This window comes from Sphingomonas trueperi, assembly GCF_011927635.1.
Classification (GTDB): domain Bacteria; phylum Pseudomonadota; class Alphaproteobacteria; order Sphingomonadales; family Sphingomonadaceae; genus Sphingomonas; species Sphingomonas trueperi.
Genome location: NZ_JAATJB010000006.1, coordinates 1 through 14881, shown reverse-complemented (window position 1 = coordinate 14881; position 14881 = coordinate 1). Strand labels below are relative to the sequence as shown.

13 protein-coding genes and 1 pseudogene are annotated in these 14881 nt (G+C 68.7%); 7 read left to right on the top strand and 7 right to left on the bottom strand.

Features of this window, described 5'->3' with window-relative positions; all coding sequences use genetic code 11:
- Position 1: 1 nt before the first annotated feature.
- Positions 2 to 1111 carry a tRNA 2-thiouridine(34) synthase MnmA gene (gene mnmA, locus GGR89_RS11235; protein ID WP_125973828.1) on the bottom strand — a complete coding sequence of 370 codons (1110 nt, stop codon included), beginning with the start codon at positions 1109 to 1111 and terminating at the stop codon, positions 2 to 4.
- Between the two features lie 156 nt (positions 1112 to 1267).
- Here mnmA and GGR89_RS11230 point away from each other — a divergent pair, with 156 nt between their 5' ends.
- From GGR89_RS11230 to GGR89_RS11220, 3 genes are all read left to right on the top strand, one after another.
- Positions 1268 to 1495, top strand: coding sequence for a hypothetical protein (locus GGR89_RS11230; RefSeq protein ID WP_241213320.1), 228 nt, complete (start codon positions 1268 to 1270; stop codon positions 1493 to 1495).
- Between the two features lie 103 nt (positions 1496 to 1598).
- Positions 1599 to 1898, top strand: coding sequence for a CtrA inhibitor SciP (gene sciP, locus GGR89_RS11225; RefSeq protein ID WP_125973832.1), 300 nt, complete (start codon positions 1599 to 1601; stop codon positions 1896 to 1898).
- Positions 1899 to 2021: 123 nt separating this feature from the next.
- Positions 2022 to 2279 carry a GlsB/YeaQ/YmgE family stress response membrane protein gene (locus GGR89_RS11220; RefSeq protein ID WP_064310489.1) on the top strand — a complete coding sequence of 86 codons (258 nt, stop codon included), beginning with the start codon at positions 2022 to 2024 and terminating at the stop codon, positions 2277 to 2279.
- Between the two features lie 70 nt (positions 2280 to 2349).
- Here the strand turns inward: GGR89_RS11220 and GGR89_RS11215 are convergent, their stop codons facing one another.
- Positions 2350 to 3090: an SIMPL domain-containing protein gene (locus tag GGR89_RS11215; RefSeq protein WP_125973834.1), complete on the bottom strand. Its 741-nt coding sequence runs from the start codon at positions 3088 to 3090 to the stop codon at positions 2350 to 2352.
- A gap of 269 nt (positions 3091 to 3359) precedes the next feature.
- Between GGR89_RS11215 and GGR89_RS11210 the strand changes: the two genes are divergently transcribed.
- The 3 genes from GGR89_RS11210 to GGR89_RS11200 all read left to right on the top strand — a co-directional run bounded on the left by GGR89_RS11210 (position 3360) and on the right by GGR89_RS11200 (position 8970).
- Positions 3360 to 4541, top strand: a complete 1182-nt coding sequence (locus GGR89_RS11210; protein WP_167712904.1) for an efflux RND transporter periplasmic adaptor subunit — start codon at positions 3360 to 3362, stop codon at positions 4539 to 4541.
- A 12-nt stretch (positions 4542 to 4553) separates the two neighbouring features.
- On the top strand, positions 4554 to 7718 hold the full coding sequence (locus GGR89_RS11205) for an efflux RND transporter permease subunit (protein WP_167712902.1): 3165 nt from the start codon (positions 4554 to 4556) through the stop codon (positions 7716 to 7718).
- A 253-nt stretch (positions 7719 to 7971) separates the two neighbouring features.
- The gene (locus GGR89_RS11200; protein ID WP_167712900.1) at positions 7972 to 8970 is read left to right on the top strand and encodes an LLM class flavin-dependent oxidoreductase; all 999 of its coding nucleotides are present in this window, start codon (positions 7972 to 7974) and stop codon (positions 8968 to 8970) included.
- A 3-nt stretch (positions 8971 to 8973) separates the two neighbouring features.
- Here GGR89_RS11200 and GGR89_RS11195 read toward each other — a convergent pair whose 3' ends face one another.
- The 3 genes from GGR89_RS11195 to GGR89_RS11185 all read right to left on the bottom strand — a co-directional run bounded on the left by GGR89_RS11195 (position 8974) and on the right by GGR89_RS11185 (position 11461).
- Positions 8974 to 10281 carry a sensor histidine kinase gene (locus tag GGR89_RS11195; protein ID WP_167712951.1) on the bottom strand — a complete coding sequence of 436 codons (1308 nt, stop codon included), beginning with the start codon at positions 10279 to 10281 and terminating at the stop codon, positions 8974 to 8976.
- Positions 10282 to 10405: 124 nt separating this feature from the next.
- Entirely contained in the window at positions 10406 to 11074 is a 669-nt protein-coding gene (locus GGR89_RS11190; protein WP_064310484.1) for a response regulator transcription factor, read from the bottom strand.
- 42 nt (positions 11075 to 11116) lie between these two features.
- A complete protein-coding gene (locus tag GGR89_RS11185) occupies positions 11117 to 11461 on the bottom strand; it encodes a hypothetical protein (RefSeq protein ID WP_167712898.1) in 345 nt (114 codons plus the stop codon).
- 117 nt (positions 11462 to 11578) lie between these two features.
- Here GGR89_RS11185 and GGR89_RS11180 point away from each other — a divergent pair, with 117 nt between their 5' ends.
- On the top strand, positions 11579 to 13363 hold the full coding sequence (locus GGR89_RS11180) for an ABC-F family ATP-binding cassette domain-containing protein (protein ID WP_167712896.1): 1785 nt from the start codon (positions 11579 to 11581) through the stop codon (positions 13361 to 13363).
- Positions 13364 to 13430: 67 nt separating this feature from the next.
- On the opposite strand, the gene GGR89_RS11175 is transcribed toward GGR89_RS11180, so the two are convergent.
- Together GGR89_RS11175 and GGR89_RS11170 are read right to left on the bottom strand one after the other, a co-directional pair.
- Positions 13431 to 13712 (bottom strand): ETC complex I subunit, encoded by a 282-nt coding sequence (locus tag GGR89_RS11175; RefSeq protein ID WP_084584007.1) that lies wholly within the window; start codon positions 13710 to 13712, stop codon positions 13431 to 13433.
- Between the two features lie 11 nt (positions 13713 to 13723).
- Positions 13724 to 14746 (bottom strand): annotated as a pseudogene (locus tag GGR89_RS11170) (ATP-dependent helicase C-terminal domain-containing protein); the annotation flags it as partial.
- Between the last annotated feature and the right edge of the window lie 135 nt (positions 14747 to 14881).

Sequence of the window (14881 nt, the reverse complement as noted above, 5' to 3'; positions counted from 1 at the left end):
ATCAAGCGGCGAGCGCCTCCGCCCGCTCTGTCTTTGCGATCCAGCCGCCGCCGAGCACGCGGTCGCCGGCATAGAGCACCGCCGCCTGGCCCGGCGCCACCCCGTACTCGGGCGTCTCGAACACCACCCGGTCGCCTTCCATCCGCGCCGGCACCGGCTTGGCGAGGCTGCGGACCTTGGCGGTCATCGGCCCTGCATGGTCGCCGCCCAGCCAGTTGATATTCTCCAGCCGCGCCGCCGCGACGGCCAGCGCGCGGCGCGGGCCGACTACGACGCGCTTTGTCTCCGGCTCCAGCCGCAGGACGTAATAGGGTTCGGGTGCGCCGCCGATCTCCAGCCCTCGGCGCTGGCCGACGGTGAAGTGGATCAGCCCGCGATGCTCGCCCAGCCTTGCGCCGCTCTCGTCGACGATCTCGCCGCCCGCCTCGGCCTCGGGGCGCAGCTTCTTGACCAGGGTCGCATAGTCGCCGTCGGGGACGAAGCAGATGTCCTGGCTGTCGGGCTTGCCGGCAACGCCCAGCCCCAGCTCGGCGGCGAGCGCGCGGACCTCGGGCTTGGGCAGGCCGCCCAGCGGGAAGCGCAGAAAGTCGAGCTGGCTCTGGGTGGTCGCGAACAGGAAATAGCTCTGGTCGCGCGCCGGATCGGCGGCGCGGTGCAGCTCGGCACCCTGCGCGCCCTCGACGCGGCGGACATAATGGCCGGTGGCGAGGCAATCGGCGCCGAGGTCGCGCGCGAGCGCGAACAGATCGGTGAACTTCGGCCCCATGTTGCACTTCACGCAGGGGATCGGGGTGCGCCCCGCCATATATTCGTCGGCGAAGTCGTCGATCACCTGGGTCTGGAAGCTGCTCGCATGGTCGAAGACGTAGTGCGCGATGCCCAGCTTGTCGCATACCGCGCGCGCGTCGCGGATGTCGCGGCCGGCGCAGCAGCTGCCGGCGCGGCCTACCGCCTCGCCATGATCGTAGAGCTGGAGCGTGATGCCGATCGTCTCCGCCCCGCTGCGCGCGGCGAGTGCTGCGACGACGGAGGAATCGACGCCGCCCGACATGGCGACGACGATGCGCCGCCCGGAGAGCGGCTCGGCTAGCTGGAAATCACCGGGGTTCATGGCCGCCCAGATAGGGCAGGCCCGTACCGGATGCCACCCGGGTGCTTCGGAAACCTCGCAGACACGGAAGTTAAGCCGAGGTTTTCGCCGCCTTTACGGCCCTTTCAGCACTCGCGGTTTATACTGCGCGCTCGAAGGACGACTGGAAACGCATTGGTGGACTTGAGTTTTGCCCATCCGAACCGCGACTTGGGCACTGCGACGCTCCCGACGGGACTCGCCGTGCTGATGGCGATGGTGACGAGCCGGCAGGCCGCCAGCTTCACCGCGCGACTCCAGACCCGGCTTTCGATGCCGCTTCCCGTGGCAGCGCTGCTCGCGCCGGCCGATGGCTGTTTCCATCGCGCCGCCGCAACCGCGCTGCACCAGTGGGGAGAGGGGTGAAGCGCGCGTTTACCTTGCCATTTTAGCCGATGTTCAAGGCAGGCGGGTAAAAGTCGTTTCACGGTTGCGTAACAGGGGCGGCCGGCCCCGAAGAGGTTGGTAGATGATTGAGAACCAGAAGATCCGTCCTGCCAAGGTGATCGGTCCGCTCGGCGAGCCGCTGACCCTGGACAGCCTGCCGCCGCCCAACACCACCCGCTGGGTGGTGCGGCGCAAGGCCGAAGTCGTGGCCGCCGTCAATGGCGGGCTGCTGACCGTGGACGAGGTGTGCGATCGCTACGGCCTCACCATGGAGGAATTCGCCGGCTGGCAGCGCGCGATCGATCGCTCGGGCATGCCGGGGCTGCGGGTCACGCGCATCCAGCATTATCGCTCGCTCTACGAACGCCAGCAGAAGTTCTGATTTTTTCGTTTCGCGTGCCGAAAGTTCCCTTGACAACGCAAAAAATCGCTTCGGAACCAAAGCGACCATTCGCGGATTTTCCATTACGTCGCCCGGGTCGCCGGGCAAGTAAAGGAGGGACGAATGGTAGGCTTTATCGTTTGGCTCGTCATCGGCGGCGTCGTCGGCTGGCTTGCGAGCATCATCATGCGGACCGATGCCCAGCAGGGTATCTTCCTGAACATCGTCGTCGGCATCGTCGGCGCGTTTGTCGGCGGTCTGCTGTTCGGTGGTAACATCAACAGCGGCGTGATCACCCCGATGACCTTCCTGGTCTCGCTGGTGGGTGCGGTCATCCTGCTGGCGATCGTCAACCTGGTGCGTCGCGGCGCGGTGCGTTAAGCATCCCGCTTCCACCAGACCAACAAAAAGGGCCGTCCCAGCCGGGGCGGCCCTTTTTTTCATGTCCGGATCATTTCAGCAGGAAGCGCACCGAGACGCTGGCGGTGACCTTCTGCTCGCCGGGCACGATCGCGGTATCAGCCTCGGCCATCATCGCCTTGCCGCGCATCAGCATCGGTACGGGCTGCGGCATCTGCGGCATGCCCGCCTCCGAGATCAGCAGGATGCGATCGACCTTGAGCCCGGCCGCCTGTGCGTAGAGCGCGGCCCGCGCCTTGGCCCTGGCGATCGCGTCGCGCCGCGCCTCGTCGAGCGCACCGTCCTCGTCGGCGAGGGTGAGGTTGGGTCCGGCGATGTTGTTCGCCCCCTGCGCGACCAGCGCATCGAGGATCGTGCCGCTCCTGGCGATGTCGCGGAAACGCACGGTCAGCTGGTTCGATGCCTGATAGCCGGTGATCACCGGCGGCTTGTTCTCCTGGTAGCGATATTGCGGCGCGAGGTTGACCGCGCTGGTCTGCAGGTCGCGCTCGGCGATGCCGGCCTTGCGCAGCGCAGCCAGCACCGCCGCCATCCGCGCGGCATTCTGCTGCATCGCCTCGCCCGCCGTGCCTGCGGTGGTGACCACCCCGGCCTGGATCAGCGCGAGATCGGGCACGCGGGTGCTGGTCCCCTCGGCAACGATGTCGAGCACGGTGCCGTCGGCGGGGATCGGCTGCGCGGCCGGCTGCACCTGGGCGAGTGCCTGGGGGGCGAAGGCCAGGGGTGCGGCGGCGAGCGCGAGCAGCGCGGCGAGCGGCAGAGAGCGGGTCATGGGGATGTTCCTCCTGTGGTTTGTCGTCATCCTGCACCGGCTTGTCGACGCCTGCACACGAACGCAGGCTGAACGAATAACCCGACCGCAAACGATTGCTATTACTTGCAAGGTCCGACAGCTACGCGCTTATTCCTTGCGGTCACTTGCGCGAGTACATGCAACCGGGCATGTCACCGCGCGTTGCTGCACCGGCCTTGCCGCCGGTGATATATTCCTATAATACAGTGCGACGAGGGGCGTGTACGCGCCCCGAACGAGGTGGGCGCATGAATTACGAGGCAGGGATGTTGGATCGGCAGGAGCAGCTCGGGTTCGAGGGGGAACCGGCGCGGCGTGGGCGGCGGTGGCTTTGGATCGGCCTCGGCGCCTTCGTGCTCGTCGTGATCGCCGGCTTCCTGCTGATGGGACGCCCAGCCACCAAGCCGCTGCCCGCCGCCAAGGGCGCCAAGGGCCAGGGCCAGCTGCTCACCGTCACCGTCTCGGCGCCGGGGCAGCAGACCGCGTCGACGATCGTCACCGGCACCGGCAGCCTCGCCGCCAAGCGCGAGATGCCGGTGGGCGTCGCGGGCGAAGGCGGCCTCGTCACGCGCGTGCTGGTCGATGCCGGCAGCTGGGTGAAGAAGGGCCAGGTGCTCGCCGTGGTCGATCGCTCGGTGCAGGCGCAGACTGCCGAGTCGCTCGCCGCACAGATCCGCGTCGCCGAGGCCGATGCCAAGCTTGCCCAGGCGAATCTCGACCGCGCGCAGCAACTGGTCGGAAACGGATTCATCTCTCGCGCCGATATCGACCAGCGCGTTGCCACACGCGACCAGGCGCTCGCCCGCGTGCGCGTCGCCAAGGCGCAGCTCGCCGAGACCCAGGCGCGCAACCGCCGGCTCGACATCCGCGCGCCGGAAGCGGGCCTGGTGCTCGCCCGCCAGATCGAGCCGGGCCAGATCGTCAGCTCGGGCTCGGGCACGCTGTTCCGCATGGCGATGGACGGCCAGTTCGAGCTGCGCACCCAGCTTTCCGAAGCCGATGTCCAGAAGCTGCACGTCGGCGCGCCGGCGGAAGTGACCCCGGTCGGCACCCAGACCAGCTTCAAGGGCCAGGTATGGCAGGTCTCGCCGGTCATCGACCCGACCAGCCGCCTCGGCATTGCCCGCATCGCGCTGCCCTATAACCCGGCGCTGCGGCCCGGCGGCTTCGCCAGCGCGCGGATCGTCGCGGGCGCGGTCACCTCGGTGATCCTGCCGCAATCGGCGGTGCAGAGCGACCAGCAGGGCACCTATGTCTATATCCTCAACGACAAGAACGAGGCGGTGCGCCGCGACGTGAAGACCGGCGACGTGTCCGACGACGGCGTGCGGATCACCAGCGGCCTCACCGGCAACGAGCGCGTGGTGATGACCGCGGGCGCGTTCCTCAATCCGGGCCAGAAGGTCATTCCCCAGCTCCAGAAGAAGTAAGGGATCGGCGCGATGAGCTTTCGCAACATCTCGGCCTGGGCCATCCGCAACCCGGTTCCGCCGATCGTCCTCTTCCTGTTCCTCACCGTCGCGGGGCTGGTCAGCTTCAGCCGGATGGACGTGAACAACGATCCGGACATCGACTTCCCGATCGTGTGGATCTCGATCAGCCAGCCCGGCGCCGCGCCGAGCGAGCTGGAGACGCAGATCACCCAGAAGGTCGAGTCGGCGGTGCGCAGCCTGCAGGGCATCGACGAGATCAACTCCACCGTTTCCGAAGGCAACAGCCAGACGGTGGTGCAGCTGGCGATCGGCACCCCGATCGACCGTGCGGTGGAGGACGTGCGCAGCGCGATCCAGCAGATCCGCGGCAATTTGCCCGACGGCATCCTCGAGCCGCAGGTCGGCCGTGTCGACAGCGCCAGCAGCAACGACGTCGCCAGCTTCACGGCGACCGCGACCGACATGACCGTCGAGCAGCTCTCCTGGTACATCGACAACAGCGTGTCGAAGGAGCTGCTGTCGATCAGCGGGATGGCGGCGGTGCAGCGCAACGGCGGCGTCAGCCGCGAAGTCAGCGTGGTGCTCGATCCGGTGAAGCTGGCCAGCTACGGCCTCACCGCAAGCCAGGTGAACCAGCAGCTGCGCCAGGTGAACCTCAACGCCGCCGGCGGCCGCGCGCAGATCTCGGGCTTCGAACAGTCGCTGCGCGTCGTCGGCAACGCCAAGGATGCCTATTCGCTGGGCCAGACCCAGATCGCCACCGGCACCGGCGGCACCGTGCGGCTCGCCAACATCGCGACGGTGAAGGACGGCTATGCCGAGCGCCGCAACTTCGCGCGCTATGACGGGCATCCGGTGATCTCGTTCGACATCCAGCGCGCCAAGGGCGCCTCGGACGTCACCATCTACGAGGAAGCGCAGAAGAAGCTGCAGGCGCTCGAAAAGGCCAATCCCAAGGTCCGTTTCGAGCTGCTCGACAACTACAGCAAATACGCCAAGGAGCAGTTCGACACCGCGATGGAGGCGATGATCGAGGGCGCGGTGCTCGCCGTCATCGTCGTGTTCCTGTTCCTGCGCGACTGGCGGGCGACGGTGATCTCGGCGCTGGCGATCCCGCTCTCGGCGATCCCCAGCTTCTGGTTCATGGACATGATGGGCTTCACGCTCAACCAGATGACGCTGCTCGCGCTCAGCCTGGTCGCGGGCGTGCTGGTCGACGACGCGATCGTGGAGATCGAGAACATCGTCCGCCACATGCGGATGGGCAAATCGGCCTATCAGGCCTCGATCGACGCCGCCGACGAGATCGGCGTGGCGGTGCTCGCCACCACCATGTCGATCGTCGCGGTGTTCCTGCCGGTGGGCCTGATGCCGGGCATCTCGGGCCAGTTCTTCAAGAATTTCGGCCTCACCGTCGTTGCGGCGGTGCTGATGTCGCTGGCGGTGGCGCGCATGCTCACGCCGATGATCGCGGCCTATTTCCTCAAGGCGCACGGCCATGTCGAACATGGCGGCGGGCTGATGATGCGGCTGTACATTCGCCTGCTCGAATGGACGCTGATGCACCGCTGGGTGGCGATCCTCGCCTATGTGCTGTCGCTCGGCGGCACGATCGGCCTGCTCGTCACCATGCCGCAGACCTTCCAGCCCGCACAGGACCAGGACAGCGTGACCGCCACGGTCGAGATGGTGCCGGGCACCACGCTGGAGCAGACCGACCGGGTGGTCCAGCAGGTCGCGGGCATCCTGCGCGCCGAGCCGGGCGTCGAGCATACCTATGCCCGTACCCTGGTCGGCAGCGGCCGGGTGACCGCCGATCTGGTCGAGAAGAAGAACGGCCGCACCGAGACCAGCACCGAGTTCGAGAAGCGGGTGGCGCCCAAGCTGCTCGCCATCCCCGATGCGCGGGTGAATTTCCGCTCGCAGTTCGGCTGGGGCTCGTCCGGGCGCGACATCACGATCACGCTGGGCGGCGAGGATCCCGAGCTGCTCAACAAGACCGCGCTCACCCTGATGAAGCAGATGGAGGGGCTGAAGTCGCTCGTCGCACCGCGCATCTCGGGCGATCTGCAGCGGCCGGAGATCGTGATCTCGCCGCGGCTCGACCTCGCGGCCGACCTGGGCGTGACCACGGCGGCGCTGTCCAACGCGATCCGCGTCGCGACGCTGGGCGACATCGAGCAGAACAGCGCCCGATTCTCGCTGTCCGATCGCCAGATCCCGATCCGCGTCGCGCTCGACCAGGACTCGCGCACCAAGCTCGATACGCTGCAGAACATGCGCGTGCAGACCCAGACCGGCGGCTCGGTGCCGCTCTCCGCCGTGGCGGACATCCGCTTCGCCGCCGGGCCGACCAAGGTCGAGCGGCTCAACCTCCAGCGCCGGCTGGTGGTGGGGGCCGACCTTGCGATGAACCCGGCGACGGGCAAGCCCTATGTCTCGGGCGACGTGATGAAGGAGATCCACAATCTCCCCATCATGAAGCAGCTGCCGGTGGGCGTGGCCGAAATGACCGTGGGCCAGGCCAAGTGGCAGGGCGAGATGATCCAGAACTTCATCATCGCGCTGGCCTCGGGCATCTTCCTGGTCTTCGCGGTGATGGTGCTGCTGTACCGCCGATTCGTCTCGCCGATCGTCAACATGGGCTCGCTGCTCAACGCGCCGCTGGGCGGGCTGGTCATGCTGGCGATCCTGGGGATGCCGGTGAGCCTGCCGGTCTATATCGGCATGCTGATGCTGTTCGGCATCGTCGCCAAGAACTCGATCCTGCTCGTCGACTTCGCGCTGGAGGAGATGGAGAAGGGCGTGTCCAAGATGGAGGCGATCGTCGACGCCGGCCGCAAGCGCGCCCAGCCGATCGTGATGACGACGATCGCGATGGTGGCGGGCATGGTGCCGACCGCGCTGTCGCTCAACGGCGACTCCTCGTTCCGCGCGCCGATGGGCGTGGTGGTGATCGGCGGCCTGATCGTCTCGACGCTGCTGACGCTGGTTATCGTGCCCGCGCTGTTCAGCCTCGCGGTGGGGCTGGAAGGCTGGCTGGGGCCGCGGCTGTCGCGGCGCCTGCTCACCTATCGCCCGGGCGACGACGGCAGCCGCGTGCTGGGGCCGGTGGGTACGCCGGGCGCGATCGACCACAAGCCCGGGGACGACGGGGTGCAGCCGGCGGAGTGAGGCTTCGTCCTCCTCCTCCTCCTCGCCGACGGGGAGAGCGCTGTCGCTTGATCGAATCTTCGTCATCCCGGCGGAAGCCGGGATCCATTGGGGTCTCCGTAACGGCGCTTGCTGATGCCCAGCGGCGAATGGATCCCGGCTTCCGCCGGGATGACGGCTGGCGGAAATGCTTGGCGAGGCAGCGAGCGGTTGGGCGATGGTAGTGGGCGCCAACCCTCTGGCAACGGTGCCCAAGCGTCCCCACATCCTCTCCATGACCGCATATTCCCTGCTCGATCTGGTGCCCGTCGTCCAAGGCGGCACCGTGGGCCAGGCGCTCGCCAACGCCGCCGACCTCGCCGCCCATGCCGAACGCCTCGGCTTCCAGCGCTACTGGATGGCCGAGCATCACGGCATGGAGGGCATCGCCAGCGCCGCCACCGCGGTGGTGATCGCGCATGTCGGCCATGCGACCAGCACCATCCGCATCGGCGCGGGCGGGATCATGCTGCCCAACCATTCGCCGCTGCAGGTGGCCGAGGCGTTCGGCACGCTCGACGCGCTGTTTCCCGGCCGGATCGATCTCGGCCTCGGCCGCGCGCCGGGCTCGGACCAGCGCGTGTCCGCCGCGATCCGCCGCAACTTGGAGAGCGACGGCAACGACTTCCCGCAGGACGTGATGGAGCTGCAAAGCTATTTCGCCGATGACGGCCGCACCGGCATCCGCGCGACCCCGGGCGCGGGCGCGGACGTCAAGCTGTGGATCCTCGGCTCGAGTACCTTCGGCGCGCAGCTCGCCGCCGCGCTGGGGCTGCCCTATGCCTTCGCCTCGCACTTCGCGCCGGGCCTGCTCGACGAGGCGATCGCGGTCTATCGCCGCAACTTCCGCCCGTCCGAGGCGCTGGCCAAGCCGCACGTCATGCTCGGCTTCAACGTCTTCGCCGCCGACAGCGACGAGGAAGCCGAATATCTCGCCAGCTCGCAGCAACAGGCGTTCGTCGCGATCCGTACCACCGGGCGCGGCATCCAGCTGCCGCCGCCGGTGCGCGGCTATCGCGAGAGCCTGGGCACGCAGGGCAATGCCGTGCTCGACCATGTGCTGTCGGCCTCGGCGATCGGCGGCCCCGCCAAGGTCCGGCGCGAGATCGAGGCCTTTATCGAACGCACCCAGGCCGACGAGCTGATGCTGACCAGCGCGATGTTCGATCACCAGGCCCGCAAGCGCAGCCTGGAGATCGCGGCGGAGGCGATGCGCGCGGTCGAGCCGGCCTGAGCCTCAGCCCGCGGCGGGCAGGCGAAGGCGGACGAGCAGGCCGCCCAGGTCCTCGCTTTCCTCCAGGCTGACGGTGCCGCCATAGATTTCGGCGACGTCGCGGACGATCGCCATGCCGAGCCCGGTGCCGGGCTTGCCGGTATCGAGCCGCACGCCGCGATCGAAGATGCGGATGCGATCGGCCTCGGGAATGCCCATGCCGTCATCCTCGACGAGGATCTCGACGAACCCCGAATCGAGCCGCGCGGTGACGAAGACGCTGCCGCCGCCGTACTTGGCCGCGTTCTCGACGAGGTTGCCGAGGATCTCATCGAGATCCTGCCGCTCGATATGCGCGACCGCGTCCTTCACCCCGTCCACGTCGATGCGGACATTGGGATAGAGCCGCGCCACCGCGCGCTCGACCGCCTCGATCGACGGCCACACCTCGGCGCGGCTGTGCGCGCTGCCGCGGCGGCCGACCGCACGCGCGCGGGCGAGATGGTGGTCGATCTGCCGCCGCATTGTCCGCGCCTCGCGGATCACCGTGTCGGGCAGGTCCTCCTGGCCCGCGGCGGCGGCGTTCATGATCACGCTGAGCGGCGTCTTGAGCGCATGGGCGAGGTTGCCGGCATGGCGCCGCGCCTCCTCCGCCTGGCGGTCGTTATGCTCGACCAAGGCGTTGAGCTCGTCGACCATCGGCCCGACCTCGGCCGGCATCGGCCCGCCGACCCGCTGCGTCTGCCCGGCCCGCAGCCGCGCGATCTCGCGCCGCACCTTGCGCAGCGGCCGCAGCCCGTACCAGGTCTGCAGCGCCGCCATCGCGACGAGCCCCAGGCCGAGCAGCGCGAAGCTGCGCACCAGCGTGCGCCGCACGGTGGCGATCTGCGCGTCGAGCATGTCGCGGCTCTCGGCGACCTGGAAGCGCCAGCGCACCGGCGAGCCGGGCAGCTTGAGGTCGCGCTCGGCGATGCGCAGCTTCTGGTCGGGGAACTGGTTGCTGTCGTAGAAATGGATCTCGCGGTCGCTATGGACCTGGTCGACCTTGAGACGCCGGTCCCAGAGCGAGCGCGAGTAGAAGGGCTCGAACCCCTGGCCGCTGATCTGCCAATAGGCGCCCGAATTGGGCTCGAGGAAGCGCTGGTCGGCAAGCTCGCGGTTGAGCACCACCTCGCCGTTCGAGCCGAGCTCGGCCGAAACGATCATCGAGGAGACGAGATAGTCGAGCTGGTCGTCGAAATTGCGGGTGATCGCGCTGGTCAGCACCCGGTCGAGCGCATAGCCGCCGCCGACCAGCAGCAGCAGGATCCACGCGGTCGCGACCAGCAGCATGCGCCGGCTGACCGAGCCGGTGACGCGCACCGGCCGGTTCCCGCGCGGTTCACCCTCGGGGACGCCGGACGCCGCCGTTTCGGGCTCGTCATCGAGAGTCGACGTCGCGTCCACGCAGTGCGCCTCAGGTGAAGCTGGCTTCGTCGAGGCTGTAACCGAGACCGCGGATGGTGGTGATCACGTCGGCGCCCAGCTTCTTGCGGATGCGCGTGACGAACACTTCGATGGTGTTCGAATCGCGGTCGAAATCCTGGTCGTAGATATGCTCGATCAGCTCGGTGCGGCTCACCACCTTGCCCTTGTGGTGGAGCAGGTAGCTGAGCAGCTTGTATTCCTGCGCGGTCAGCTTCACCGGCTCGCCCGCCTTGGTGACCTTGCCCGAACGCGTGTCGAGGCGGATGTCGCCCGCGGTCAGCTCGGCCGAGGCGTTGCCCGAGGCGCGGCGGATCAGCGCGCGCAGCCGGGCGATCAGCTCCTCGGTCTGGAACGGCTTGGCGACATAGTCGTCGGCGCCGGCATCGAGCCCCGCCACCTTGTCCGACCAGCTGTCGCGCGCGGTGAGCACCAGCACCGGCATGGTGCGGCCTTCCTTGCGCCAGCGATCGAGCACGGTCAGCCCGTCGATCTCGGGCAGGCCGAGGTCGAGGATGATCGCGTCATATTGCTCGGTCGAGCCGAGGAAATGGCCTTCCTCGCCGTCGGTCGCGAGGTCGACGGCATAGCCCGCGCCCTCGAGCGCGGTGCGCAGCTGGATCCCGAGATTGGGTTCGTCCTCGACGATCAGAAGTCGCATTCGCTGTCCCGTCCTTTTCTGTGTGCTCTAATTCTGTCTGCTCTAGCTGCCCATGCGGCGGAGGACCTGGCCGGTATGGCCGTCCACCTCCACCCAGATCACCGATCCATTGCGCAGGAACTTGAGCGTGTAAACGTCGTGCTCGGGATCATAGTCGAACCCGAGATATTGCGCGCCCGGCATCTTCGGGATCACCCGCCGCTCGATCTCGCGCGCGGGCAGATTCTGGCCGCGAAGCCGCCGCTCGCGCGCCGCACGCTGGCCGTCATCCTGCTCGGCGCCGACCGGGCGCGCGAGGACCGGGCTCGTGAGCGCGAGGCTCGCAAGACACGCGATCAGAACGGGTTTGACCAACATCGGCATCGGAATGGCATAGGGTCCGGGCATTGAATAGCCCCTGAACATGAACGTCAGTCGCGGTTCGGCAATTGTGGCATTGGTGCATCGCGGTCCGCCATGCCTGGCCGCTTGCGGGGAGGCCCGCCGCCTCCTAGGTGCTGCACCATGGCTGCTCCGGTGCTTTCCTATGAAGGGCTGGGTCTCGTTCAGGGATCCGGCTGGCTTTTCCGCAATCTCGACCTGCATGTCGGCGAACGCGATCGGCTCGCGCTGATCGGCCGCAACGGTGCGGGGAAAACGACGCTGCTCAAGCTGATCGCGGGCGCGATCGACAGCGACGAGGGCCGCCGCACCATCGTGCCCGGCACCCGCGTGATCCTGCTCGAGCAGGAGCCGCGCATGGCCGGCTGCACCACGCTGATGGACTATGTCCTCTCCGGCGACGATGCCCCCGCCCGGCACGAGGCCGAGGCGATCGCCGACCAGCTCGGCATCGACCTGTCGCGCGAGGCCGCGACCGCCAGCGGCGGCGAGCGTCGCCGCGCCGCCATCGCCCGCGCGCTGGCGCAGGATCCCGACGTACTGCTGCTCGACGAGCCGACCAACCATCTCGATCTCGGCGCGATCGAATGGCTGGAAGACTGGCTGACGCGCCACAAGGGCGCCTTCGTCGTCATCAGCCACGATCGTACCTTCCTCACCCGCCTCACCCGCCAGACGCTATGGCTCGATCGCGGTTCCATTCGCCGCGCCGAGATCGGCTTTGGCGGGTTCGAGGCATGGACCGAGCAGGTCTATGCCGAGGAGGAGCGCAACGCCCAGCGGCTCGACGCCAAGCTCAAGATCGAGGAGCATTGGCTCCAGCGCGGCGTCACCGGCCGCCGTCGCCGCAACCAGGGCCGCCTCGCCAAGCTGAAGGAAATGCGGGCCGAGCGCGCCGGCATGGTGGGCCCGCAGGGCACCGCCGCACTCGCCACCGCCTCGGACGGCAACCAGACCAAGGTGGTGATCGACGCCAAGCACGTCACCAAGCGCTTCGGCGAGCGGACGATCATCAAGGACCTGACCTTCCGCGTCACCAAGGGCGACCGGATCGGCATCGTCGGGTCGAACGGCGCGGGCAAGTCCACGTTGCTCAAGATGCTCACCGGCGAGCTCCAGCCCGACGAGGGCACGGTCAAGCTCTCCCAGACGCTCGATGCGATCATCATCGACCAGCAGCGCAGCCTGATGGCGCCCGACAAGCGGGTGCGCGAGGTGCTGGCCGACGGCGGCGACTGGATCGACGTGCAGGGCGCGCGCAAGCACGTCCATGGCTATCTCAAGGAATTCCTGTTCGATCCCAGCATCGCCGAGGCACGGATCGGCACGCTGTCGGGCGGCGAGCGCTCGCGCCTGCTGCTCGCGCGCGAGTTCGCGCGGCCGTCCAACCTGCTGGTGCTCGACGAGCCGACCAACGATCTCGATCTCGAGACGCTCGACCTTTTGCAGGAAGTAATCGCCGATTATGCCGGCACGGTGCTGATCGTCAGCCACGACCGCGACTTTCTCGACCGCACCGTCACGGTGACGCTGGGCCTAGACGGCAGCGGCACGGTCGACGTGGTGGTCGGCGGCTATGCCGATTGGGAAGCCAAGCGGCGCCCGAGGATCGAGCCGAAGAAGACGAGCAAGCCGGCGGCTGCTGCACCGGCTCCCGAGGCGCCCAAGGCACGCACCAAGCTCAGCTACAAGGACCAGCGCGACTACGAGCTGCTGCCCAAGCGCATCGAGGAGATCGACCAGACGATCGCCCGCGACGAGGCGCTGCTGGCCGATCCGGCGCTCTACACCAAGGATCCGGCGAAGTTCGCCAAGCTGAGCGAGGGCATCGCCAAGCTCCGCGAGGAGAAGGACGCGGCCGAAATGCGCTGGCTGGAGCTGGCGGAAATGGTCGAGGGGCTGGCGTAAGCGCCGCCCCCCTGCCCTGCATCGTCAAGCGGTCGCTTCCCCCGCCGGGCGAGGGAAGCAGCGGCGATCAGCGGAAATTGTCGGCGTAGGCCTGCAGCTTGAGCTTGCGCTGCGGTGCCGGCACGACGTGATAGGCATAGCCTTCGCGCTCGGCATAGTCCTTGGCCGCCTCCAGCGTCGGGAAGGAAATGCGGACCTGGTTCGCGGTCTCGCCGCCGCCGGCCCAGCCGGTCAGCGGATCGGGCCGCTGCGGCGTGTGCGGCTCGAACTCGAGGACCCAGTTGTCGGTCCGGGCGCGGCCGGACTGCATCGCGTTCTTGACGCGCTGATAGATGCGAGCGGACTTCATGGGGCCATCCTTTAGCGCGCCCCGCGCGCCCTTGCATCAGCGTTTTTCGTCCGTAGCGTTGCGGAGGCCGCCGCCGGATCCTCGGGCCAGGGATGGCGGGGATAACGGCCGCGCATTTCCTTGGCGACCGCCGCCCAGCTGCCCTTCCAGAAGCCCGGCAGGTCGCGCGTCGTCTGGATCGGGCGCCCTGCGGGCGAAGTGAGGCTGAGGACCAGCGGCACGTTGCCGCCGATCATCGGATGCTCGGCGAGGCCGAACAGCGCCTGGACGCGCACCTCGACGGTGGGCCCGGCTTCGGCGGCATAGTCGATCGCGTGGGAGGAGCCGGCAGGCGTCTCGAAGCGTGCGGGCGCGAGGCGGTCGAGCGTCTTCTGCCCGTCCCAGCCGAGCAGGTTCTGCAGCGCCTGGGTGAGCGATTCGGGGCTCACCGCATCGAGCCGGCGCTTGCCTTCCAGCGCGGCGGGCAGCCAGTCGTCGAGCGTGGCGATCAGCGCTTCGTCGGTCAGCGCCGCGATCCCGGCATAGGCGCCGCGGGTGCGCAGCGCCTGCGCGGTGGCGGACCAGGGGAGCAGGTGGAGGCCATGGGTGCGCACGCCCTCCAGCAGCGCCGATTCGATTTCGGCGGGCGTCGCGCCCGAGTCGCTGCCGCCGGAGAGGCGGACGGCGCCGAGCCGGCGTTCGCGCAGCGCCTCGATGCGGCCGGTGGCGGGATCGAAGCTGACGGTGCGGCGCGTCTCGATGCGGTCGGCGAACAGCGATTCGACCGTGGCGGCGTCGATCGGCGCGGCGGAGAGAATGCGCGCGCCCGCGGCCATGCCCTGCGTCTCGGCCACCGCGAGCCAGTCGGCGCGGGCGAGCGGCGAGGTGGGGTCCAGCTTGAACCCGCGGCCGCCGACCGAGGCCCAGGTCTCGCCCGAGCCGTCGCGGCGCCTGGCGACGCGATCGGGGAAGGCCAGCGCGACGCAGAGGGCGACCTCTTCTCCCTGCGCTCCCCCTCCTGCGCGCGGGAGGGGGCCGGGGGGGGGGGGCCCCCCCCCCCCCCCCCCCCCCCCGGGGGGGGGGGGGGGGGCCCCCGGCGGGGGGGGGGGGGGGGGGGGGCGGCCCCCGGTGGCGCGGCGGCTTGCGCAGCCGCTCAGCCCCTCCAAGCTTCGCTATCCTCCCCCTCAAGG